This window comes from Brevundimonas sp. D3-1P, from assembly GCF_055809335.1.
On record NZ_CM147908.1, the window covers coordinates 1,891,767 to 1,911,498 of the forward strand.

Below are 19,732 nucleotides of genomic sequence, written 5' to 3' on the forward strand. Positions count from 1 at the left end.
GATCGGCCTTTATCGACTTCGACACCCCGTGTGCTGCACCCTCGATCCTCGGGTCAAGCCCGGGGATGACGGAGGCCGAAAGTCCGGGCACAACGCCGCCATGACCGATCTCCGCTCCCTGTCCCGCCCCGATGGCGAAACCCTGGCCTATCGTCGCGTCGAAGGCGACGGCCCGACCGCCGTCTGGGTCGGCGGCTTCCGCTCGGACATGGAGGGGACCAAGGCCCTGGCCCTGGACGCCGCCGCGCGCGAACGCGGCTGGAACTTCGTCCGCTACGACCATTTCGCCCACGGCCGGTCTTCGGGCGACTGGCGCCAGGCCACAATCGGCCGCTGGCGCGAGGACGCCGTGGCCCTGATCGACAGCCTGTCGGGACCGGTCATCCCGGTCGGCTCGTCGATGGGCGGCTGGGTTTCGCTGCTGGCGGCGCTGGCGCGTCCGGCGCGGATCAAGGGACTGGTGCTGGTCAATCCGGCCCAGGACTTCACCGAACGGCTGATGTGGCCCGGCCTGGCCGACCACGAACGCCAGGCCATCCTGCGCGAAGGCGAAACCCTGGTCGTCGAAGAGGGGCTGGGCGAATACGTTCTGACCCGGCGCATGTTCGAGGAGGCGCGGGACTGGCTGTTGCTGGCCGGGTCCATCCACATCGCCGCGCCCGTCCACATCCTGCAAGGCCGCGCCGACGACGTCGTGCCCTGGCGCCATCAGATCGAACTGGTCGAGCGCCTGACCGGCGGCGACGTGCGCCTGGACCTGATCGAAGGCGGCGACCACCGTCTGTCGCCCCCCGCCGACCTGGACCGACTGGTCGCGGCGGTCGAGGCGATGCGCGTCTAGGCCCTCCCCCGTTCACGGGGGAGGGGGACCACGAAGTGGTGGAGGGGGCGGAAACGAGGCAGACCTCGACCGTTCCACATAGGGTGCGGGGCTCGCCCCCTCCACCGCCTACGGCGATCCCCCTCCCCCGCTGAGGCGGGGGAGGATCGGGTCAGCCCTTGCCCGTCAGCACCCCGTACAGGTCCGTGCGCCGGTCGCGGAAGAAGCCCCAGGCGGCGCGGTATTTGTCCAGTTCGTCCAGGTCGAAGCCGTGCACCAGCACCCCCTCCTCCTCGGCGCCCAGGCTTTCCACCAGTTCGCCCTGCTGATCGGCGATGAAGGAATGGCCGTAGAAGGTCTGGCCGACCTCCGTCACCGTCTCGTGGCCGATGCGGTTGGCGCCCACCACCGGCACGGCGTTGGACACCGCATGGCCCTGCATGGCGCGCCGCCAGGGCTGGGCCGTATGCAGGGTCGCGTCGTGCGGCTCGGTGCCGATGGCGGTCGGATACATCAGGACATCCGCGCCCATCAGCATCATGGCGCGCGCGGCTTCCGGGAACCACTGGTCCCAGCAGATGCCGACCCCGATCCTGCCGAAGCGCGTCTTCCACACCTTGAAGCCCGTGTCGCCCGGCCGGAAATAGTATTTCTCCTGGTAGCCGGGGCCGTCGGGGATGTGGCTCTTCCTATAGACGCCCAGCGCCTCGCCGTCCGCGTCCAGCATGACCAGGGAGTTGTAGTATTGCGGCCCGTCCTTCTCGAAGATCGAGACCGGAATGGCCACGCCCAGGTCCTTCGCCACGGGCGACAGCGCCGTCACGCACGGATGCTCGCGCCATTCATAGGCGTGGCTGAACCAATGCTCCTCCTGCGACACGCAGAAGTACGGCCCCTGGAACAGCTCAGACGGCAGGATCACCTGCGCGCCCTTGGACGCCGCCTCGCGCACGAAGTCGATGGTCTTGGCGATGTTGGCCTGAATGTCCTCGCCGTACGAGGTCTGGATGCCGGCGACGGTCAGTTTGCGGGTCATGCGGGCTCCTGCTGAGAAATGCAGTGGAACGATCCGCCGCCGGTCAGGATGGCGTTGGACGGCAGGGGGATGATCTCGCGATCGGGGAAGGCGTCGGCCAGCGCGGCGCAGGCGAAGCGCGCGGCCTCGTCGTCGCCGTATGTCGGCACGACCACGGCGCCGTTGGCGATCAGGAAGTTCATGTGGCTGGCGGGGATCGGGCGCTCGTCCTCGTCCAGCACCAGACCCGGCGACGGAATCCTCAGCACACGGATTTTCCGCCCGGCCGCGTCGGTCATGGCCGACAGATCGCGCGCCGTGGCGTCATAGACCTCGGCGTTGGGATCGTCCTTGCCCCAGGCGATGGGGCAGGCGACGACGCCCGGCGCGACGAAGCGGGCCAGGTTGTCGACGTGGCCGTCGGTGTGGTCGTTCAGCAGGCCGTCGCCCAGCCACAGCACGACCCTGGCGCCGATCGCCTTTCCAAGCGCGGCGGCCGCGACCGCCTCATCCTGGTTCCAGGCCGGGTTGCGGTTGGGGTTCAACAGGCACTGGCGCGTGGTCAGGACCGTGCCCTCCCCGTCGTGATCCAGGGACCCGCCCTCCATGACGAAGTCGTTCCAACTCAGGGCCACGCCGGCGTGTTCGCCGATCTGGGCCGCGACCAGATCGTCGCCCGGCATGTCGTATTTGCCGCCCCAGCCGTTGAACCGGAACGCCGCCGCCGTCCTGGACCCTGCGCCGAAGATCGGTCCGGTGTCGCGCAGCCAGACATCGCCGAAGGTTCCCGCCACGACCTCGACATTGTCCACGCCCGCCAGGCGCGCGCGAACCCCGGCCGCCAGTTCGGGCTTGCCGACCATCAGCCTGACCCGTTCCCGCCCCGGCCCGGCCAGCGCCCGAACCAGCCCCTCGACCTCGTCCTGCGCCTGTTCCAGCGCCTCGAACCAGTATTCCGCATGGCTGGGCCACCCCACCCACATGGCGCGGTGCGGAGCCCATTCGGCGGGGACGGCGGCAGGGATGGGGGCGGTCATGCGGGCGTCCTAGACAGGCGGCGACAGGGGGCGAAACACGGAGCCGCGCCATATGGCCCCAAGTCCCGCCGACTTCAACGTCGCCGCTTCCAGACAAACAAAAAGGGCGGCCCGCGAACGAACCGCCCTTCGTTGTCAGTTTCGGCTAAGCCTCAGAAGCTGTAGCGAACCGAGGCTTGGATCGTGCGCGGCGCGCCTTGAGAGGCATAGATGCCCGAGGTGCCGCTGATGCCCGTGACCGGCAGCGCATTGGTGCCCGTGCCCAGCGAGCCGAAATATTCTTCGTCAAGCAGGTTGATCACGTTCACACGCAGCTCGGTGCCTTCCATGCCGAAGTAGCCCAGGTCGAACGAGGCGTCGGCGTTGACGACCGTATATGACGGCACGTTCAGGTCGTTGACGTCGGTGATCCAGCGCTCTCCGACGTATTTGGCCTGGATGCCCGCGTCCAACGGGCCGGCGTTGTAGCGAGCGCTCAGAGCGAAGGTCCAATCCGGCACTTCGACCAAGGTCTTGCCGCCGACCGGGATGGTGCCGAACGAAGCGGCATAGTCGCTTTGAATCTCGCTCTCATTGTACGAAGCCGAGGCATAGAAGGACAGAGGCTCGATCGGCGAATAGCCGATCTGGGCGTCAAAGCCCTTCATGTCCACATCGCCGACGTTGCGGTCGGTGCTGATGCCCAGATCTTGATCGTAGGCCGACAGGATGCGGTTCTCAAACTTGGTGAACCAAACGTTGGCCGAGGCGATCAGGGTGCCGGACTGGTAGCGGTAGCCCAGATCCCAGGTCTTGCTCTTCTCGGGCAGTATTTCCGGGCTGAACAGTTCGCCGTCAGCGTTGTAGAGCACCGTATACAGGTTATCGGTACGCGGCAGCGTCAGGCTTTCAGCATACGACGTGTAAATGCTGTTCGCGTCGTCGAACCGCCAGGAAGCGCCGACGTTCGGCAGGACATCGTCAAACTTGGCTTCGCGGCTGTAGGGGGCGATGTACTGGGTGCCCGAAGTCGCGCTGCCGAAACGATAGTAGGTGTAGTTGGCGGTCGAGGTGTCGGCGATGACCGGAGTCTGGGTGGTGCAAAGCACCGAACTCGAACCACGTGCGGAGTAGCAGTACTGGTTCATCTCGCGTTTGAAGAACGGCGCGCGGACCCCCAGGTTCAGGCGCAGTTGATCTTCAAAAAAGCGGCCGCGATATTCGAACGCCACCTGGTTCAGTTCGGCGTATGACAGGCGATCACGCGAACGCAAGTCGTAGCCGTCCAGGTTGGTGATGGTCTCGCCGTTACGGCCGCCGAACGGGTTGCTGAAGCGCGGCTCGGTCGGGTTCGAGAAGTCGATCGTGCCATAGGCGCCGGTCTGACGGTGACGGGCGCGGTCGTAGGTGTAGGCCAGACGGACCGATTGGCCTTCGGCGAAGTCCCACAGCAGCGACGAGATCAGGCCATAGCGCTGGGTGTGGGTGTTCGACGGCGTCATGACCCGGACATTGTCCAGGGTGTCGCCGTCGCCGTTCAGGTCGACGCCGCCCGAAGTCTTCGAACCACGCAGCAGAGCGTTGGTTTCCGACAGCACGGTCTGCTGCGAGCCGCCGTTGGCCAGGACGTACTGGAACGACGGATCGATCGTCAGGCGCAGCCCGTCAGCCAGGGTGAAGCGCGACTGGGCGCGAATATTGCCCGTGTCCGACGGGTTGATGCGCAGACCCCAGTAGGTGTTGCCGTTGGTGTCGCATTGGGCCTGTGGATTCGGCACCGCGCCGTTGACGACGCAAGGGGCCGGAGCAGTATAGGTCGGCGCCAGATCGACGTTCCAGCCGAACGGGCTGGTGTCTGCGTCCGAAGTGAAGCCGCCGTTTCCGTCGGCGTACAGGTTCGGGCCGTTGTAGGCGTTGTTGCGGTTGCGGTTCCAGTGGAAGCCGACCGAGACGAAGTCGCCGTTGTCGCGGATGGGCTGGTAAATCTTGGCGTTGTACTGAATCTTGTTCAGGCTGCCGATGCCCTTGAACTTGTCATAGGACTGGTCGGAATAGGCGAACCAGGCGCGCGTGCCCCAAGGACCGAAGGCGCCGGTATTCACGAAGGCCATGGCGCGCTGATAGTTGAAATCGCCGAGCGATCCCTTGACCCAGCCGCCGAAGTCTTCGGACGGCGTCAGCGACGAGATGTTGATCGTGCCGCCGGAGGCCGAGGCGGTCGGGCTGTCGACGTCAGTCGTGCCGGTGTTGACGGTGGCGCTGTCGATCAGCTCCGAATCGACTTGCTGGTTGGTGTAGAGCGCGTAGTTGCCCGAATCGTTCAGCGGCATGCCGTCGAAGGTCTGGGCGATGCGGTTGCCGTCAAAACCATGCAGGCGAATGTTGCCGCCTGACGAACCGTAGGGATCGTTGTTGGTGAAGTTCACCCCCGGCACGAGGTTCAGGATCTCGTTGATCGTTTGACCCGACGCTTGCGTCCCGATGAACTCCTGCGTGACAGTCGAGCGGCTCTTGGCGACGCTTTCCGCCACGATGGCGCCGTCGATCGTGCGCGGGCCGCGCGCGCCGGTGACGACAATTTCACCCAGTTCCGCAGCCGTGGTTCCAGACGATTGCGCCGAGGCGGCGCCCGCGAAGGCCAGTGAGCCGGCAAGGGCGGTGGTCGCCCATATCAGGCTTTTACGAGTGTTCATTCATCTATCCCCAGATGGTCGGCGGCATAGGGCCAGGACGACAGGCGGCCATCGCCCGTCGCAATCCAGCCCCCTCTAGGACCCATGTCGGACCGTGGGGCGACAGTTATGTAACAACAATATGACAGCGCCCGAGGGTGGCGCGCGCGACACACTGCGCGGATCAGGCCCCTGAGCGCCTAGCGACCGGCGCGTTCGAAGACCTCTGCGACGCCGCGGGCGGTGGGCAAGATGGCGTGGGGCTCGTGAAAGTTGCCGTTCACCTGGCTCTGGGCGATGACGTGGGCGCGGAATCGGGTGAACAGGGCCGCGTCCGGCGCCTCGGGGGCGGACCAGAAGTCGTCGAGGGGCTTCTGATCGGTCAGGCCTTCGAAATCGAAGAAGGCGTCGCCCATCACCTTGACCGGCGTGTGGAACCCCAGGGCCGACAGGGCGGCGCTGGAGTTGTTCACCACCATGCCCTGCGAGGCGCGGCACAGGGCCGCCAGATTGCCGCCGTCGATGAAATCGACGCGCCCCTCCAGCCCGTGCTCCCGGGCCAGACGAAGCGTGATCTTTCGCAGGTCGATGACGCCCGGGTCCAACGGGTGGTTCTTGACCACCAGCCGGGTCGCGACGGGCGCCTTGCGCGCGAAGCTTCCGATGACCGCCGCCAGGAAGGCGCAGTTGTCGGCGTAACGCGAATAGCGCAGCAATTGGGCGTCGCCCTCGCGCTGCAGGCAGGCGATGAAGAAGTCGCCCCGCGCCTTGATGACGTCGGCGTCGCAGTTCTCGGGCCGGCGGAACGCCAGGCTGATGTAGCGGCGAATATGGCCCCAGCACTGTTTCAGGGGCGAGAAGACATAGGGCGCGGCGTAGTTCGGAAACAGCGGGCCGCCCAGGATCTGCACCGTATGATAGGCGCTGATGTTGGCGACGTGGTGCGGCAGGATCTTGCCGACCTGATGCGGCTCGGGCAGAAGCGGCGCCGGTTCGGGATAGCCGTCGCGGAACCGCGGCAGGGCGCTGGAGCCATTGACGCCGTTGCGCTCCACCGTGACCCAGTCGGGGCGGAAATAGCCGTTCTCCAGCACCCAGATGCGGCACGAAAGACCGTCCGCCGCCGCTAGGACGGCGCGATTGTAAGGTCCCGCCTCGCCGAACACGATGACGTCGGTGTAGGCGTCAAGCGCCGAGATCGAATCGGCCCAGGTCTGGGCCGCGCCCTTGAACGCGATCCCGCCCGCGCGCCGCCAGTTCAAAGCGTCGCCCGCGTTGAAGATCATGCGGTTCACCTGGGCGCCCTGCCCTTCCAGCACCCCCGCCAGGGCCATGCCGAAGGCGCCGAAGGGCGCCGTGACGATCAGAAAACGACGGCCGGTCAGACCCGCCCGCGCATGCAGCGGCGGGGTCGACGGGAAGGTGGAAATCGTCGCCGATACGCCGGACTGGGGGACGCGCGCGCGAGAGGCCGGCCCGCGCTGAGGCGGTTCCGCGCGCAGGCGGTAACGGCGGCGACGCCGCGCCGACAATAGTCTGGAGGACGATCTGAGGTCCGACATCTAAATCGTCTTGGCCTCCGACGGTCCAGACTTCAGGGCCGGCCCGCTGGCGCGGCCGATGCAATCAGGACGTTCAAGGCAGGCGGTCATCACCTGACTTGTGTCGCTACGTTTGCGCGCGATCAACAGAAAATATCGGCCCCGGCGACGTTTCCCGAAATGGGGCGGGGGGCCGTCGCCCGAACGCACAAAAACCGCCATCGCTGTTGAGGCGACGGCGGCTCCATGTCTCTGGATCGACATTGTCATCGTCCCCGGTCTGCCGGTCTGGTTTGTCCAGACCGGCTTTCCGTCGGGTCTTAGAAGTTGATGTCGATGGTCGCGCGGCGGTTGAGCGGTTCGCGCACGCCGTCGGCGGTGGGCTTGGCCAGGTTGGTTTCGCCCTTGCCGTCCAGGGCGATCACGCTGCCGTTGACGCCTTGAGCCACCAGGGCGTCCGCGACGGTGCGCGAACGACGGTTGGACAGGCCGACGTTATAGGCGGCCGAACCCGAGGTGTCGGTGTAGCCCACGATCAGCACGCGCGTCGGACGACCCGACTTGGCGTAGTTGGCGGCCTGCGTCACCACCGAACGGGCTTCCGCCGTCAGGTCCGAGCGATCCCAGTCGAAGTAGACCACGAACTGGCGGGCGACCGGGGCCGGGGCCGGGGCCGGCGGCGGCGGGGGCGGCGGGGGAGGCGGCGGAGGCGGAGGCGGCGGGGGCGGAGGCGGCGGCGCGTCTTCGGCGCCGAAGCTGTAGCGCAGGCCCAGGGTCACGGTGTGCGACTGGTCGTAGTCGCCGTCCCATTCGCCGAACGACGTGGCGCCCACGCCCGTCCCGGCCGTCGTCGAGGCGAACTTGGCGTCGCCCGTCAGATAACGGTAGGTCAGGTCGATGTTGGCGCGGTCGCCGATGGCCCAGGCCAGACCCGCGATCGCCTGAGCGGCGAACTTGGTCGAGGTGTCGTCCGCCGTGAAGGTGGCCCCACGGTTGGCGCGCAGGGCGCCGATCGTGTCGACGTTGACGCGGTTCACGCCGGCGCCCAGACCCACGAACGGGCGGATGCCCCAGGCTTCGTAGCCGAAGTCATAAATGACATTGGCCATCAGGGTGGCGGATTCGATGTCGCCTTCGGGCGAGTGGCAAGGACCCGTCGCCGGCGTCAGGTTGCACAGGCCTTGCGTGCCCGACACGGCGCGGACCGTGCCGATGTCGCCCGAGCGATAGCCGCCCTCGAGCTCCACGCGCCAGTTGGGGTTGAAACGATAGCCCAGGCGCGCAAAGGCGGCCCAACCGTCGTTCACTTCATAGTTCCAGTTGGCACCCGTGGTCGACGACTCGGCGTTGATGTCGTCGATCATGTGATAGCCGGCGTCGATGGCGCCGTACCAACCATTGGGTTCCGCCGATGCGGCGCCGGCTGCGAACAGCCCGGCCGCGGCGACGGAGGCGAGAAGTTTGAGCTTCATGGCTTCCTCACTGTGTGAATGCGCGAAGCTGCGCACTAGCACAGCATTCCCGAGCCGAACGACGTGGCTGGCGAGCGGTTCCGCATTCAGGTTAGGATTGCGGCGACTGTGGCGCCGTTTCAACACATTGGGCGCCTGCGAGGGAGAAGACGATGACGATACGGTTCGACGGACAGGTGGCGATCGTGACCGGCGCGGGCGGCGGCCTGGGGCGCGAGCACGCCCTGGCCCTGGCCGCGCGCGGCGCCAAGGTGGTGGTCAACGACCTGGGCGGCGCCCGCGATGGTTCGGGCGGATCGGCGACCGCCGCCGAATCCGTGGTCGCAGAGATCGAGGCGGCCGGCGGAGAGGCCATCGCCAACGCCGCCTCCGTCACCGATTTCGCCGCCGTCCAGGCCATGGTCGATCAGGCCGCGGAGAAATGGGGCCGCGTCGACATCCTGGTGAACAACGCCGGCGTCCTGCGCGACAAGTCCTTCGCCAAGATGCAGCTGGACGACTTCCGCTTCGTCGTCGATGTCCACCTGATGGGCGCGGTCAACTGCACCAAGGCGGTTTGGGACATCATGCGGGGCCAGAACTACGGCCGCATCGTCATGACCACCTCGTCCTCGGGCCTCTACGGCAACTTCGGCCAGGCGAACTATGGCGCGGCCAAGATGGCGCTGGTCGGGCTGATGCAGACCCTGGCCATCGAGGGCCAGAAGAACGACATCCGCGTCAACTGCCTGGCGCCCACCGCCCACACCCGCATGACCGAGGATCTGGGCGCGGCGCTTCCGCTGGAGGCCTTGGCCCCGGCCCTGGTCACGCCGGGCCTTTTGTATCTGGTCAGCCAGGACGCCCCCAGCCGCGCCATCCTGGCCGCGGGCGCCGGCGGGTTCGAACGCGCCTATGTCACCCTGACGCAAGGCGCGTTCATCGCGGGCGAGGACGCCCCCGAACAGGTCGCCGCCCGCTTCGACGCCATTTCGGACCGCACCGGCGAAATCGTCCCCGACATGGGCGCCGCCCAGGGCATGATCGAACTGACCAAGGCGCAGACGGCGCATGGTTCTTGAGGGCCTATCGCAGGGTCTTAAGGGGCCTATCGCGCGTTCGCTCGACTGAGGCCGCTATATTCTTAAGGGGCCTATCGCGCGTTCGCGCTACTTGAGGCCCGCTATATTCTTAAGGGGCCTATCGCGCATTCGCGCGACTTGAGGCCGCAATGCATACGGCCTTGCGTTGACGCGGCGGCAGGCGCCTAACGTCGTCTCAGAGGAAACAACGGCCTCAAGTAGCGCGAATGCGCGATAGGCCAAGCTGAAGAGAGCATCCATGCGCGAAGCCGTCATCGTCTCAACCGCCCGCACGCCCATCGGCCGCGCCTATCGCGGCGCCTTCAACGACACCCAGGCTCAGCAGCTCGGCGCCCATGCGGTCAAACACGCGGTCGCCCGCGCCGGCGTCGATCCGGCCGAGATCGAGGACGTGATCATGGGCGCGGCGCTTCAGCAGGGTTCGACCGGGACCAATGTGGCCCGCCAGATCGCCTTGGCCGCCGGCCTGCCGTCCTCGGTCCCCGGCATGAGCCTGGATCGCCAGTGCGCGTCCGGCCTGATGGGCATCGCCACGGCGGCCAAGCAGGTGGTGTTCGACCAGCAGAAGATGGCGGTCGGCGGCGGCCTGGAAAGCATCTCCCTGGTGCAGAACCAGAACATGAACCTGTATCGAATGAAGGACGAGGCGCTGCTGAAGCTGTCGCCGCACATCTACATGTCGATGCTGGAGACGGCCGAGGTGGTGTCGCGCCGCTACGGGGTGTCGCGCGACCGACAGGACGAATATGCGCTGAAATCCCAGCAACGGACCGCCGCCGCCCAGGAGGCTGGTCGCTTCGACGCCGAGATCGCGCCCATGACCACGACCATGCTGGTCATGGACAAGGCCACCGGTCAGACGTCCTCAAAGGAAGTCACCCTGTCCAGGGACGAGGGCAACCGTCCCGACACCACGCTGGAGGGCCTCAAGGCGCTGAAGCCCGTGTTCGGCGGCGGCGAGGAAATCCAGCAGGGCGAGTTCGTCACGGCGGGCAACGCCTCGCAACTGTCCGACGGCGCCTCCGCCGCCGTGGTCATGGAGGCGGGCGAGGCGGTGAAGCGCAACCTGCAACCGCTCGGCGCCTATCGCGGCATGGCCGTGGCGGGCTGCGAACCGGACGAAATGGGCATCGGCCCGGTCTACGCCGTGCCCAAGCTGCTGAAGCGCCACGGCCTGACGGTGGACGACATCGGCATCTGGGAGCTGAACGAGGCCTTCGCCGCCCAGGTCCTGTACTGCCAGGACCAGCTGGGCATCCCCGACGAACGGATGAACGTCTCGGGCGGCGCCATCTCCATCGGCCACCCCTACGGCATGTCCGGCGCCCGCATGACCGGCCACGTCCTGATCGAGGGCAAGCGTCGCGGCGCCAGATACGGCGTCGTCACCATGTGCGTCGGCGGCGGCATGGGCGCGGCCGGGCTGTTCGAAATCTTCTGAGAACGCCCGAAAGCCGCGCCCATACTTTTCAAGCCGTCATCCTAGGGCTTGTCCCTAGGATCCATACGCCCGGTCCTTGGGCAGGTCGCACCCTGCGGCGACACCGGGCGTATGGATCCTCGCCACAAGGGCGAGGATGACGAAGGGAAGAAGGGCGTCGCCGTCACACCTTCTCGCTGACCTTGATCGCAACCCGGCACCCCGCCTTGATCACGCCCGACAGCAGGCGATAGGCCGGGGCCTCGCGGCTGCCGTGTTCGACCGCGTGATCGTGGTGGGCCAGTTCCTCGTCGCGGAACTGTTTCAGCTCGGCGGCCAGTTCGGGGTCGCGCTCGCCGATCTCGGCGATCTGGTCGGCATAGTGTTTCTCGATCACGCTCTCGACCGCCTCGGTGCAGGCGTGGGCCGCCTTCTCGCCCATCAGGGCCGTGCCGGCGCCCAGGGCCGAGGCCGCGATCCGCCACAGGGGCGTCATCGCCGTGGGCCGCACCCGGCGTTCGTTCAGCAGCCGGTCGAACCGCGCCAGATGCGCCGCCTCCTGATCCTGCATCTCCGACAGGTCGCGCACCATGTCGCCATGGGCCTTGCGCCCCTCGAACACCGCCTTCTGGGCGCGATAGATCAGAACGGCGGCGTATTCCCCGGCGTGATCGACGCGCAGAATCTCGTCCATCCGGGCCTTGTCGGCGCCGCGACCGGGTCTGGGCAGGGGAATGGAGCCGCTCATCGTATCAGGCCTTTTCGATCCGGGGGGCGCGGGCGTCCTTGGGCCGTTTGGCGGCCAGAAGGCTGAAGACGGCCAGGGCGGCGCTGATGACCGCGTTCCAGCCCGCCATCGACAAGCCCAGCCAGCTCCAGGCCACGTCGCCGCAGCCGATCACCCTGACCGCCGGTCCCGTCCCCAGCGCCAGGGCGGCCAGACCGTCCATGTCGATGGGGCCGCCGGCCGACGAACAGGTCGCCGGCAGGGCCCACCATCTGTATTCGCCGCCCATGTGGAAGACGGCCGTGATCGCGCCGGTGGCGAAGATCGCCGCCAGCAGGAAGGCGGCGATGCGCGGCGTGCCGCGCCGTCCGCCGCTGAACAGGGTCCAGGCCGTGGCCACCCCGCCCACCGCGACGGCGGCCCAGTAGACCTCGCGCTGCTTCAGGCACAGATTGCACGGCTCCAGCCCGCCGAACCGTTCGAACGCATGGGCGGCGCCCAGCATGGCCAGCGAAGCCGCCAGGGCGAAGGCGGTCCACCAACGGGTCAGAAGGCGATAGGCGTCTGTCATCGTGCTTCGCTCTTACCCCGCCCCGACCCGTCCGTCGACTTACAGAACCTTCAGCACGACGATCAGCGCGATCAGGGCGACCAGGCCCGCGCCGGTCCACAGGGCCAGCCGCTTCTCCACCTGGGCCAGCATGGCCGGGCCCCAGGTCTTCAATATCCATGCCTCCAGGAAGAACCGCCCGCCCCGCGTCGCTACCGAGGCGGCGATGAAGACCGGGAAGCTGAACGCCGCCAGGCCCGAGGCGATCGTCACGAGCTTGTAGGGAATGGGCGTCAGCCCCTTGATCAATATGACCCACAGCCCCCACTGGTCGAACCACTGGCGGAACTGATCCAGCCCGTCCGAATGGCCCAGCACCCGCATGATGGCTAGGCCCAGATCGGTCAGGAAATAGCCGATGGCGTAGCCCAGCACGCCGCCCAGCACCGAGGCGACGGTGCAGACCGCGGCGTAGAAATACGCCTTCTGCGGCCGCGCCAGGATCATCGGCGCCAGCATCACGTCCGGCGGAATGGGAAAGAACGAACTCTCGGCGAAGGAGACCACGGCCAGGGCCTTGGTCGCGTGCCGGCTGCGGGCCAGTTCGAACACGCGGTCATACAGTTTGCGAAGCATGAAAATCCTCGGCGTCGACACCGGCGCCCTTCGCGCAGGCCGATACCACGCCGCCCGCCGCCGCGTCATCCGCCCGCGCCCGATGCAAACCGTCGCTGGCCCACCCTCATCACGTCCCTGTGGCCGCGTCTTGGCTCCGTCGTCATCCGCGACTAGGTTCCGCGCCAATCGGCGGCGCCTTCGGTTAAGACCGCCTCAAAATCCGTGCGGGAGACGCGCCATGAACGACATGACCCAGGCCCAGGTGGAAGAGCTCGACCAGGAAAACCCCCTCGGCGTCGACGGTTTCGAATTCGTCGAATTCACCGGCCCCGAGCCCGAAGCGATGATCGCGCGCCTGGAGACGATGGGTTTCACCCAGACCCATGTGCATCCCAGGACCGACGTGGTGCGCCTGAAGCAGGGCGACATCAGCTTCCTGGTGCACCGGACGCCCAAGGGACAGGCCGCCGACTTCGCCCGCGATCACGGCCCCTCGGCCAACGGCATGGCCTTCCGCACCACCGACGCCAAGGCCGCCTACGAGGGCGCGGTCGAACGCGGCGCCCGGCCGGCCCAGGGCGTCGACGGCGGAGCGCTGGGGGACGACTATCCCTATATCCTGCAAGGCATCGGCGGCAGCCTGCTCTATGTCATCGACCAGTACGGCGACGCCGGTTCGCTGTACGACGCCTGGGACGAGATCGAGGGCTGGGAAGAGGCCGAGCGCAGGAACAACGTCGGGCTGGAGGTGCTGGACCACCTGACCCACAACGTCCGTCGCGGCCAGATGCGCACCTGGTCCGGCTTCTACGGCTCGGTGTTCAACTTCGAGGAGCAGAAGTATTTCGACATCAAGGGCAAGGCGACGGGCCTCTTCTCCCAGGCCATGATCGCGCCCGACCGCGCCATCCGCATCCCGCTGAACGAAAGCCAGGACGAGAACTCCCAGATCGAGGAGTTCATCCGCCGCTACAACGGCGAGGGCATCCAGCACATCGCCCTGACCACCGAAAACATCTTCGAGACGGTCGAGGCCATGCGCGAGCGCGGCGTCGAGTTCCAGGACACGATCGAGACCTATTTCGAACTGATCGACAAACGCCTGCCCAACCATGGCGAGGACGTGGAGCGGATGCGCAAGAACCGCATCCTGATCGACGGTTCGGACGAGGACGGCCTGCTGCTGCAGATCTTCACCCAGGACGCCTTTGGCCCGATCTTCTTCGAGATCATCCAGAGGAAGGGCAACGAAGGCTTCGGCAACGGCAACTTCCAGGCCCTGTTCGACTCGATCGAGCTGGACCAGATCCGTCGCGGCGTCATCAAGGTCGACGCCTGAATGAAGATGCGGCCGCCCGCCTGGCTGCCCTGGCTCGGCCCGGTCCTGGCGGCCGGCGCCGGGGCCCTGGCCGGCGAATACTGGCTGGGCGGCGGCTTCTGGATGGTCCTGATCGCCGCCCTGTTCTGCGGCTTCGCCCCCATCGTCGGCTATCAGGTGTGGAAGCGGCTGCATCACCGGGGGTGACGCGCGCCCTCTCGCATCAGCGGAGCGGGGTGTAGCGACAGGTGAAGCTCGGATCGCCGGACATCGGACGCGGCGTCAGGTGGATATGCATCCGTCGGGCCTGGGCGGCGGCGTCCAGCGCGAAAGCCTGTTCCGCCTCGTACATCTCGTCGCGATGGGCGTCGCTCCAGCCCGACGCCAGTTTTATGGCGCGTGACTTGGCGGACTGAACCGTGGCGGCGACGACGAAGACGTTGCGGTGCTGCTCGGCGAAGGCCACGCCGTCGTAACCGCCCAGGTTCACGTAATAGAGCTTTTCCTCGCCTGCATACGGCTCGGGACGCAGGCTGACGTCATAGCCGTCCGCGTGCGAAATCTCCGACCAGCAGTCGATGTGCAGACTGCCGGCCCTGCCCCACCATTGCGCACGCAGGGTGTCGTAGGTGGCCTCTATCGAAGGGGCGGCGATAAAGCGCATGTCGTGCACTTCGATGTTGGCGCCGGGGTGCTCGCCGCCGATGTAGATCGCAAACAGCTTCATCAGGTCTCGCTTCAGGCCGCCGAGGCGGCGGGAAGGGGCGCTCGCTTGTCGCCTTCGACCACCAACGCCAGCCGGCGCCCCACGATCCCGCCCATTTCAAAGGAGCTGGTGATCCCCTGGGCGAAGGGGTGGCGGCCCATCAGGAACGGCAGCGCCAGACAAAAGAGCCTGTCCGGCGGCAGAGGCGCATCGACGGGTCGGAAGACCTCGTCGACGGCGATGCCACGGACCACATCCGGGGCGTCGTTGGCGATCTCGTCGCGAACGATGCCCTGTTCCAGCAACGACAGGAAGGGAAACTGGATCGCGGCCAAGGCTTGCTGACCCGTCGCCTCGATGAACACCGGAAAATGCCGGGTCCGTCCGGCGATCGTCACGTCAGCCCCGCTTTGCGGATTGCGGATGTCGATGTCGTAGTCTTCGCCAAGGGCCAGAACCTCCAGCTTGCCCGCCTCGTGCAAGGCCAGCATCCGCTCGATCGATTCGTGCGGGACCCCGGCGTAGACGTCGACGAAGACCGGCTTGAACACGCGATTGAATCTGTCGAACTGCGCCGCATCCAGATGGGGCACGATCACGGCGACCACCTCATGCATGCGCAGGATGGCGTCGCGCCACGCAACCGTGACCTTGGCGGCGTGATTGGCCCGCGCCTCCTCGAGGTTGAGAGCGGCCCAGATGAACGGGTCGCTGGCCGCACGCCGCGCGAAATAGGCCTGGGCGAACGTCTCCAGCGTCGCCTCGCCCAGTCCGGTCTGTGCGGCGTAATCGGGATCGACATGGCTCAACTCGCGCCGAAACAGATCGAACACTTGGTCCAGCAGCTGGCCCGTGTCCTGGGCCTCCAGGGCCGCGACCGCCTCTGGGGTGCAGATTTCGAGCGGCGCGTGCGGGAGCGGAAAATAGAAGTCCGCTTCCGGCAGGACGCCCTTGCGCGACATCATGGTCAGGCGGAAGGCCTGGGCGTCCGGCGCAGGCTCGTAAACCAGCTTGCCGCCGCGGCGCACGAAGGCCCCATGCGATCCCGCCAGTGCGACGGCGGTGTCGATGGCCGTCAGGGACGAGCCGCGGATGCCGATGTCTGTCGCCGGAACGTCCGCCAGCGCAGAGGCCGGCCACGGACTGAGGAAATAGCCGGGTCGTCTCTGCTGGCGCGTTGGCCATTGGTGCCCGGTGGCCAGGACCACATGGTCGAAGACCGCCTTGGTCGCGCGAAGCGAGGGCGGCGAGACGAAGGTCAGTTCGATTCCGTCGCGCGTATTGGCGGCGTCGACGACGCGACAGTCGGTCATGACCTCGATGACGACGCCGTCGGCCCTCGCCCGCTTCACGATGGCCGCGAACTGGTCCTCGAAATAGCGGCCGAGGGCGAGACGGGGCACGAAGCTGCGTTCGTCCAGCGAGGCGGCGTCCACATCAAGCGCCTGCAACTCGGACCGGGTGCGCGAAGCCAGCCATTCCGCCAGGGTTTCGGTGACGGGAGGGATCTCCACGCTGGCGATGTTCGAAAGCATCGCGCGGTCGTTCCATTCGGCGCTATAGGGGCTGCCCGCGCCTGCGGAGCTACGCGCCTCGATCACGGTGATGCGCGCCGCGACGGCGCCTTGGGACAGCAGGGCGTGAAGGGCGTAGAGGGTGGTCGGTCCCGCGCCGACAAAGGCGATTGATGGCGTCATGGCCCCACAATGCGCGACACGCGCAAAGGCGCCACGGCGAATGATTTTTCCAGCGCGAACAGCCGCCTCGGGCCAGCCAGCGCGTCCGATCTGCACGATAATCGCACACGGAACGTCGCCAGGGCCGCGCAGGCGTCGTCGTCGCCGATCCGCTTTTTTCTTTGCATGATCGGCCTGACACGCAAGAGCCTTGGGCTACAGTGGCGAGGCCACGTCCTGCCGACGACGGCGCCCGGAGGAGTTTCGTGATGCGCGCGGCCATTTCCCTGCCGACTGCACTCTTTGCCCTGTGTTTTGCATCGGCCCAGGCGCAGGAAACGCCGCGCTGGTCGCTGGCCATCCACGGCGGCGCGGGCGTGATCGAGCGGTCGAGCCTGACGCCCGAGCAGGACGCCGCCTATCGCGCGGCGCTGCAAGGCGCGCTGGACGCCGGTTCGGCGGTGCTGACCAGCGGCGGCTCGGCGCTGGATGCGGTCCAGGCCGCCGTCCAGCTCATGGAGGACGATCCCCTGTTCAACGCCGGGCGCGGGGCGGTCTTCACCGCGGCCGGCCGTAACGAACTGGACGCCGCCGTCATGAACGGCGCGGACCTGACCGCCGGCTCCGTCGCCGGCCTGACCACCACCCGCCATCCCGTCGCCGCCGCCCGCGCGGTGATGGAGAAGTCGCCCCACGTCATGCTGATCGGCCCCGGCGCCGACGCCTTCGCCGCCTCGGTCGGGCTGGAGCAGGTCGACCCGGCCTTCTTCTTCACCGAGCGACGCTGGCAGGGCCTGGTCAAGGCCCTGACCGAGGCCGGCCAGCCCATCCCAGACCGGCCCGCCGGCGCCCCCTCACCCCACAATCAGGGCGCCGAGGTCGCCCCGCCCCTGAACGAGAAGAAGTTCGGCACGGTCGGCGCCGTGGCGCTGGACAGCCAGGGCCGCCTCGCCGCCGCCACCTCGACCGGCGGCATGACCGCCAAACGCTGGGGCCGGGTCGGGGACGTGCCGGTGATCGGCGCCGGCACCTACGCCTCCAACGCCGACGGATGCGCGGTGTCCGCCACCGGCGACGGCGAATATTTCATCCGCGCGACCGTGGCCCGCGACATCTGCGCCCGGATCGGCGCGGCGACGCGGGCGCAGACCGCCGCCCAGGTCGAGATCGACGAAGCCAGGACGCTGGGCGGCCTGGGCGGCGTCATCGTCATGACCCCGGCCGGCGCCCCCGTCTTCGCCCTGTCCACCTCGGGCATGTATCGCGGCTCGGTCTCCGCCTCGGAGCCCGCCCGCGTCGCCATCTACGCCGATGAGGATTGAGCCGCTTCAGACTCTCGTTTTCCAGGCCGACCCACGCCGCCTTCCCTTCCATCCCCGTCATCCTCGGGCTTGCCCGGGGATCCCTACGCCAAGTGCTTCCGCAGCGGACCCGATCTTCCAAGTCGGGAATATGGATCCCATGCACAGGGCCTGGGATGACGAAAGGATGGGCCGAACCCTCCTATTCACGTCGCTACATACTTTGAAAAAATTCGCCTTTTCAGGTTTTCCGTCCAATCGACCTGACATGACCCCGCACGGGGTTACAATGCCCGGTCGGAGAGCCGGGCCAGACAGCGACTGCACGAACTGCACCCTGTTTTTCCGCCGCCGCCGATAAGCCCGCTCGCCGATTTCACACCATTCATACTATTCACACCCTCTTTTTCAGACCGAGCCCATGCCCGCCCTCGACGACGAACTGACCGTGATGGCCAACGAGGAGCTGGACGCCGCCTGCGCCATGCCCTTCGTGGAGTTGAAGAAGATCACCCCCTGGGGCGACAGCTACGAGGGGTTCGCCCCCTCCGGGCGCACGGTCGAGGTCGAGCGTCGCTATCTCTGGGCCGTCGAGCCGGAAGGCGGCGTCGTCGTCGAGGTCGAGGTGCGCGACCGCGCCGCCCGCACGGGGGCCGAGGCCCGCGCCCTGCTGACGCCCGGCGAATGAGCCGCGTGATCGCCGCCCGGTTTCCAACCGAATCAAATCCGTCTAGGCCCAAGTCATGAAACTCGCCTCGCTCAAGCACGGCCGCGACGGCCGCCTCGTGGTCGTCTCAAAGGACCTGAACTGGTTCACCGACGCCTTTCTGATCGCCCCCACCCTGCAGGCGGCGCTGGACGACTGGGACGTCTGCGGCCCGCGTCTTCAGGCCCTGGCCGACAGCTTGGAGCACGAGGGCGTGCCGCGCGGCCGCTTCCACGAGCGCGACGCCGCCTCCCCCCTGCCCCGCGCCTATCAGTGGGCCGACGGCTCGGCCTATGTGAACCATGTCGAGCTGGTGCGCCGGGCGCGCGGCGCCGAAATGCCCGAAAGCTTCTGGACCGACCCCTTGATGTACCAGGGCGGCTCGGACGGCTTCCTGTCGCCGCGCGATCCGATCCCACTGGCGGACGAGGCCTGGGGCTGCGACCTGGAGGCCGAGATCGTGGTCGTGACCGGCGACGTGCCGCAAGGGGCGACGCGCGAGGAAGCCCTGGCCGCCATCCGCCTGGTCGGCCTGGTCAACGACGTCTCGCTCAGGAATCTGATCCCGGCCGAACTGGCCAAGGGCTTCGGCTTCGTCCAGTCCAAGCCCGCCAGCGCCCTGTCGCCCGTCCTGGTCACGCCCGAGGCGCTGGGCGACCGCTGGAAAGACGGCAAGCTGCATGGCGTGCTGACCGTCCAGTTGAACGGACAGGATTTCGGCCGCGCCGACGCCGGGGTGGACATGACGTTCGACTTCGGAACCCTGATCGCCCACCTGGCCAAGACCCGGTCGCTGGTCGCCGGGACCATCATCGGCTCGGGCACGGTGTCGAACAAGGACGCCGACGGCGGCCCCGGCAGGCCGGTCTCCGAAGGCGGCCTGGGCTATTCCTGCATCGCCGAGGTCCGCACGGTCGAGACGATCCTGCGCGGCGCCGCCGAGACGCCCTTCCTGCGCCACGGCGACACGGTTCGCATCGAGATGCTGGACGACCGCCACCACACCATCTTCGGCGCCATCGAACAGACCGTGGAGCCGCTTCCCAGCGACGCCTGACACGGCTAGGTTGATCGCCTTCGCCTCGGGGGAGG

18 protein-coding genes are annotated in these 19,732 nt (G+C 67.4%); 8 read left to right on the forward strand and 10 right to left on the reverse strand.

All coding sequences use genetic code 11. The features are described 5' to 3' along the window. Nucleotides 1-100: 100 nt before the first annotated feature. The gene (locus AC0L6G_RS09670) at nt 101-841 is read left to right on the forward strand and encodes an alpha/beta fold hydrolase (RefSeq protein ID WP_473252041.1); all 741 of its coding nucleotides are present in this window, start codon (nt 101-103) and stop codon (nt 839-841) included. A gap of 151 nt (nt 842-992) precedes the next feature. On the opposite strand, the gene aguB is transcribed toward AC0L6G_RS09670, so the two are convergent. From aguB to AC0L6G_RS09695, 5 genes are all read right to left on the reverse strand, one after another. Next, nucleotides 993-1,856 (reverse strand): N-carbamoylputrescine amidase, encoded by an 864-nt coding sequence (gene aguB / locus AC0L6G_RS09675; RefSeq protein ID WP_473252042.1) that lies wholly within the window; start codon nt 1,854-1,856, stop codon nt 993-995. Next, the gene (locus AC0L6G_RS09680) at nt 1,853-2,872 is read right to left on the reverse strand and encodes an agmatine deiminase family protein (protein ID WP_473252043.1); all 1,020 of its coding nucleotides are present in this window, start codon (nt 2,870-2,872) and stop codon (nt 1,853-1,855) included. The genes aguB and AC0L6G_RS09680 overlap by 4 nt, the downstream gene beginning before the upstream one ends. Nucleotides 2,873-3,024: 152 nt before the next feature. Beyond that, nucleotides 3,025-5,544, reverse strand: a complete 2,520-nt coding sequence (locus tag AC0L6G_RS09685; protein ID WP_473252044.1) for a TonB-dependent receptor — start codon at nt 5,542-5,544, stop codon at nt 3,025-3,027. A 179-nt stretch (nt 5,545-5,723) separates the two neighbouring features. After that, nucleotides 5,724-7,085: a capsular polysaccharide export protein, LipB/KpsS family gene (locus AC0L6G_RS09690; protein ID WP_473252045.1), complete on the reverse strand. Its 1,362-nt coding sequence runs from the start codon at nt 7,083-7,085 to the stop codon at nt 5,724-5,726. A 299-nt stretch (nt 7,086-7,384) separates the two neighbouring features. Next, nucleotides 7,385-8,536, reverse strand: a complete 1,152-nt coding sequence (locus AC0L6G_RS09695) for an OmpA family protein (RefSeq protein ID WP_473252046.1) — start codon at nt 8,534-8,536, stop codon at nt 7,385-7,387. Between the two features lie 152 nt (nt 8,537-8,688). Here AC0L6G_RS09695 and AC0L6G_RS09700 point away from each other — a divergent pair, with 152 nt between their 5' ends. Both AC0L6G_RS09700 and AC0L6G_RS09705 read left to right on the forward strand, forming a co-directional pair. After that, the gene (locus tag AC0L6G_RS09700) at nt 8,689-9,597 is read left to right on the forward strand and encodes an SDR family NAD(P)-dependent oxidoreductase (protein ID WP_473252047.1); all 909 of its coding nucleotides are present in this window, start codon (nt 8,689-8,691) and stop codon (nt 9,595-9,597) included. 259 nt (nt 9,598-9,856) lie between these two features. Then, on the forward strand, nt 9,857-11,059 hold the full coding sequence (locus AC0L6G_RS09705) for an acetyl-CoA C-acyltransferase (RefSeq protein WP_473252048.1): 1,203 nt from the start codon (nt 9,857-9,859) through the stop codon (nt 11,057-11,059). A 163-nt stretch (nt 11,060-11,222) separates the two neighbouring features. Here AC0L6G_RS09705 and AC0L6G_RS09710 read toward each other — a convergent pair whose 3' ends face one another. From AC0L6G_RS09710 to AC0L6G_RS09720, 3 genes are read right to left on the reverse strand one after another with little or no spacing between them, the layout of a single operon-like run. Continuing rightward, complete coding sequence (locus AC0L6G_RS09710; protein WP_473252049.1) at nt 11,223-11,786, reverse strand: demethoxyubiquinone hydroxylase family protein; 564 nt, start codon at nt 11,784-11,786, stop codon at nt 11,223-11,225. Nucleotides 11,787-11,790: 4 nt separating this feature from the next. Then, nucleotides 11,791-12,336, reverse strand: a complete 546-nt coding sequence (locus AC0L6G_RS09715) for a disulfide bond formation protein B (RefSeq protein WP_473252050.1) — start codon at nt 12,334-12,336, stop codon at nt 11,791-11,793. Nucleotides 12,337-12,375: 39 nt separating this feature from the next. Beyond that, the gene (locus AC0L6G_RS09720; RefSeq protein ID WP_473252051.1) at nt 12,376-12,951 is read right to left on the reverse strand and encodes a YqaA family protein; all 576 of its coding nucleotides are present in this window, start codon (nt 12,949-12,951) and stop codon (nt 12,376-12,378) included. 220 nt (nt 12,952-13,171) lie between these two features. On the opposite strand from AC0L6G_RS09720, the gene hppD reads away from it, so the two are divergent. Further along, a complete protein-coding gene (gene hppD, locus AC0L6G_RS09725; RefSeq protein ID WP_473252052.1) occupies nt 13,172-14,272 on the forward strand; it encodes a 4-hydroxyphenylpyruvate dioxygenase in 1,101 nt (366 codons plus the stop codon). Next, nucleotides 14,273-14,458 carry a hypothetical protein gene (locus AC0L6G_RS09730; RefSeq protein WP_473252053.1) on the forward strand — a complete coding sequence of 62 codons (186 nt, stop codon included), beginning with the start codon at nt 14,273-14,275 and terminating at the stop codon, nt 14,456-14,458. A 16-nt stretch (nt 14,459-14,474) separates the two neighbouring features. On the opposite strand, the gene AC0L6G_RS09735 is transcribed toward AC0L6G_RS09730, so the two are convergent. Further along, nucleotides 14,475-14,978, reverse strand: a complete 504-nt coding sequence (locus AC0L6G_RS09735) for a DUF1543 domain-containing protein (protein ID WP_293827459.1) — start codon at nt 14,976-14,978, stop codon at nt 14,475-14,477. A gap of 11 nt (nt 14,979-14,989) precedes the next feature. Continuing rightward, nucleotides 14,990-16,654, reverse strand: coding sequence for an FAD/NAD(P)-binding protein (locus AC0L6G_RS09740; protein ID WP_473252054.1), 1,665 nt, complete (start codon nt 16,652-16,654; stop codon nt 14,990-14,992). Nucleotides 16,655-16,902: 248 nt separating this feature from the next. Between AC0L6G_RS09740 and AC0L6G_RS09745 the strand changes: the two genes are divergently transcribed. The 3 genes from AC0L6G_RS09745 (at nt 16,903) to AC0L6G_RS09755 (ending at nt 19,697) form a co-directional block, all read left to right on the forward strand. Then, the gene (locus AC0L6G_RS09745) at nt 16,903-17,955 is read left to right on the forward strand and encodes an isoaspartyl peptidase/L-asparaginase family protein (RefSeq protein WP_473252055.1); all 1,053 of its coding nucleotides are present in this window, start codon (nt 16,903-16,905) and stop codon (nt 17,953-17,955) included. 400 nt (nt 17,956-18,355) lie between these two features. Continuing rightward, nucleotides 18,356-18,622 carry a hypothetical protein gene (locus tag AC0L6G_RS09750; RefSeq protein WP_473252056.1) on the forward strand — a complete coding sequence of 89 codons (267 nt, stop codon included), beginning with the start codon at nt 18,356-18,358 and terminating at the stop codon, nt 18,620-18,622. A 55-nt stretch (nt 18,623-18,677) separates the two neighbouring features. Beyond that, nucleotides 18,678-19,697, forward strand: a complete 1,020-nt coding sequence (locus AC0L6G_RS09755) for a fumarylacetoacetate hydrolase family protein (RefSeq protein WP_473252057.1) — start codon at nt 18,678-18,680, stop codon at nt 19,695-19,697. The last annotated feature ends 35 nt before the right edge of the window (nt 19,698-19,732 follow it).

Bases quoted from the DNA above. Each gene is read 5' to 3' on its own strand.
- hppD (WP_473252052.1), top strand. From the start codon at position 13,172: ATGAACGACATGACCCAGGCCCAGGTGGAAGAGCTCGACCAGGAAAAC.
- AC0L6G_RS09670 (WP_473252041.1), top strand. From the start codon at position 101: ATGACCGATCTCCGCTCCCTGTCCCGCCCCGATGGCGAAACCCTGGCC.
- AC0L6G_RS09700 (WP_473252047.1), top strand. From the start codon at position 8,689: ATGACGATACGGTTCGACGGACAGGTGGCGATCGTGACCGGCGCGGGC.
- AC0L6G_RS09710 (WP_473252049.1), bottom strand. From the start codon at position 11,786: ATGAGCGGCTCCATTCCCCTGCCCAGACCCGGTCGCGGCGCCGACAAG.
- AC0L6G_RS09705 (WP_473252048.1), top strand. From the start codon at position 9,857: ATGCGCGAAGCCGTCATCGTCTCAACCGCCCGCACGCCCATCGGCCGC.
- AC0L6G_RS09690 (WP_473252045.1), bottom strand. From the start codon at position 7,085: ATGTCGGACCTCAGATCGTCCTCCAGACTATTGTCGGCGCGGCGTCGC.
- AC0L6G_RS09715 (WP_473252050.1), bottom strand. From the start codon at position 12,336: ATGACAGACGCCTATCGCCTTCTGACCCGTTGGTGGACCGCCTTCGCC.
- AC0L6G_RS09750 (WP_473252056.1), top strand. From the start codon at position 18,356: ATGCCCGCCCTCGACGACGAACTGACCGTGATGGCCAACGAGGAGCTG.
- AC0L6G_RS09755 (WP_473252057.1), top strand. From the start codon at position 18,678: ATGAAACTCGCCTCGCTCAAGCACGGCCGCGACGGCCGCCTCGTGGTC.
- AC0L6G_RS09720 (WP_473252051.1), bottom strand. From the start codon at position 12,951: ATGCTTCGCAAACTGTATGACCGCGTGTTCGAACTGGCCCGCAGCCGG.
- AC0L6G_RS09685 (WP_473252044.1), bottom strand. From the start codon at position 5,544: ATGAACACTCGTAAAAGCCTGATATGGGCGACCACCGCCCTTGCCGGC.
- AC0L6G_RS09745 (WP_473252055.1), top strand. From the start codon at position 16,903: ATGCGCGCGGCCATTTCCCTGCCGACTGCACTCTTTGCCCTGTGTTTT.
- AC0L6G_RS09680 (WP_473252043.1), bottom strand. From the start codon at position 2,872: ATGACCGCCCCCATCCCTGCCGCCGTCCCCGCCGAATGGGCTCCGCAC.
- aguB (WP_473252042.1), bottom strand. From the start codon at position 1,856: ATGACCCGCAAACTGACCGTCGCCGGCATCCAGACCTCGTACGGCGAG.
- AC0L6G_RS09735 (WP_293827459.1), bottom strand. From the start codon at position 14,978: ATGAAGCTGTTTGCGATCTACATCGGCGGCGAGCACCCCGGCGCCAAC.
- AC0L6G_RS09730 (WP_473252053.1), top strand. From the start codon at position 14,273: ATGAAGATGCGGCCGCCCGCCTGGCTGCCCTGGCTCGGCCCGGTCCTG.
- AC0L6G_RS09740 (WP_473252054.1), bottom strand. From the start codon at position 16,654: ATGACGCCATCAATCGCCTTTGTCGGCGCGGGACCGACCACCCTCTAC.
- AC0L6G_RS09695 (WP_473252046.1), bottom strand. From the start codon at position 8,536: ATGAAGCTCAAACTTCTCGCCTCCGTCGCCGCGGCCGGGCTGTTCGCA.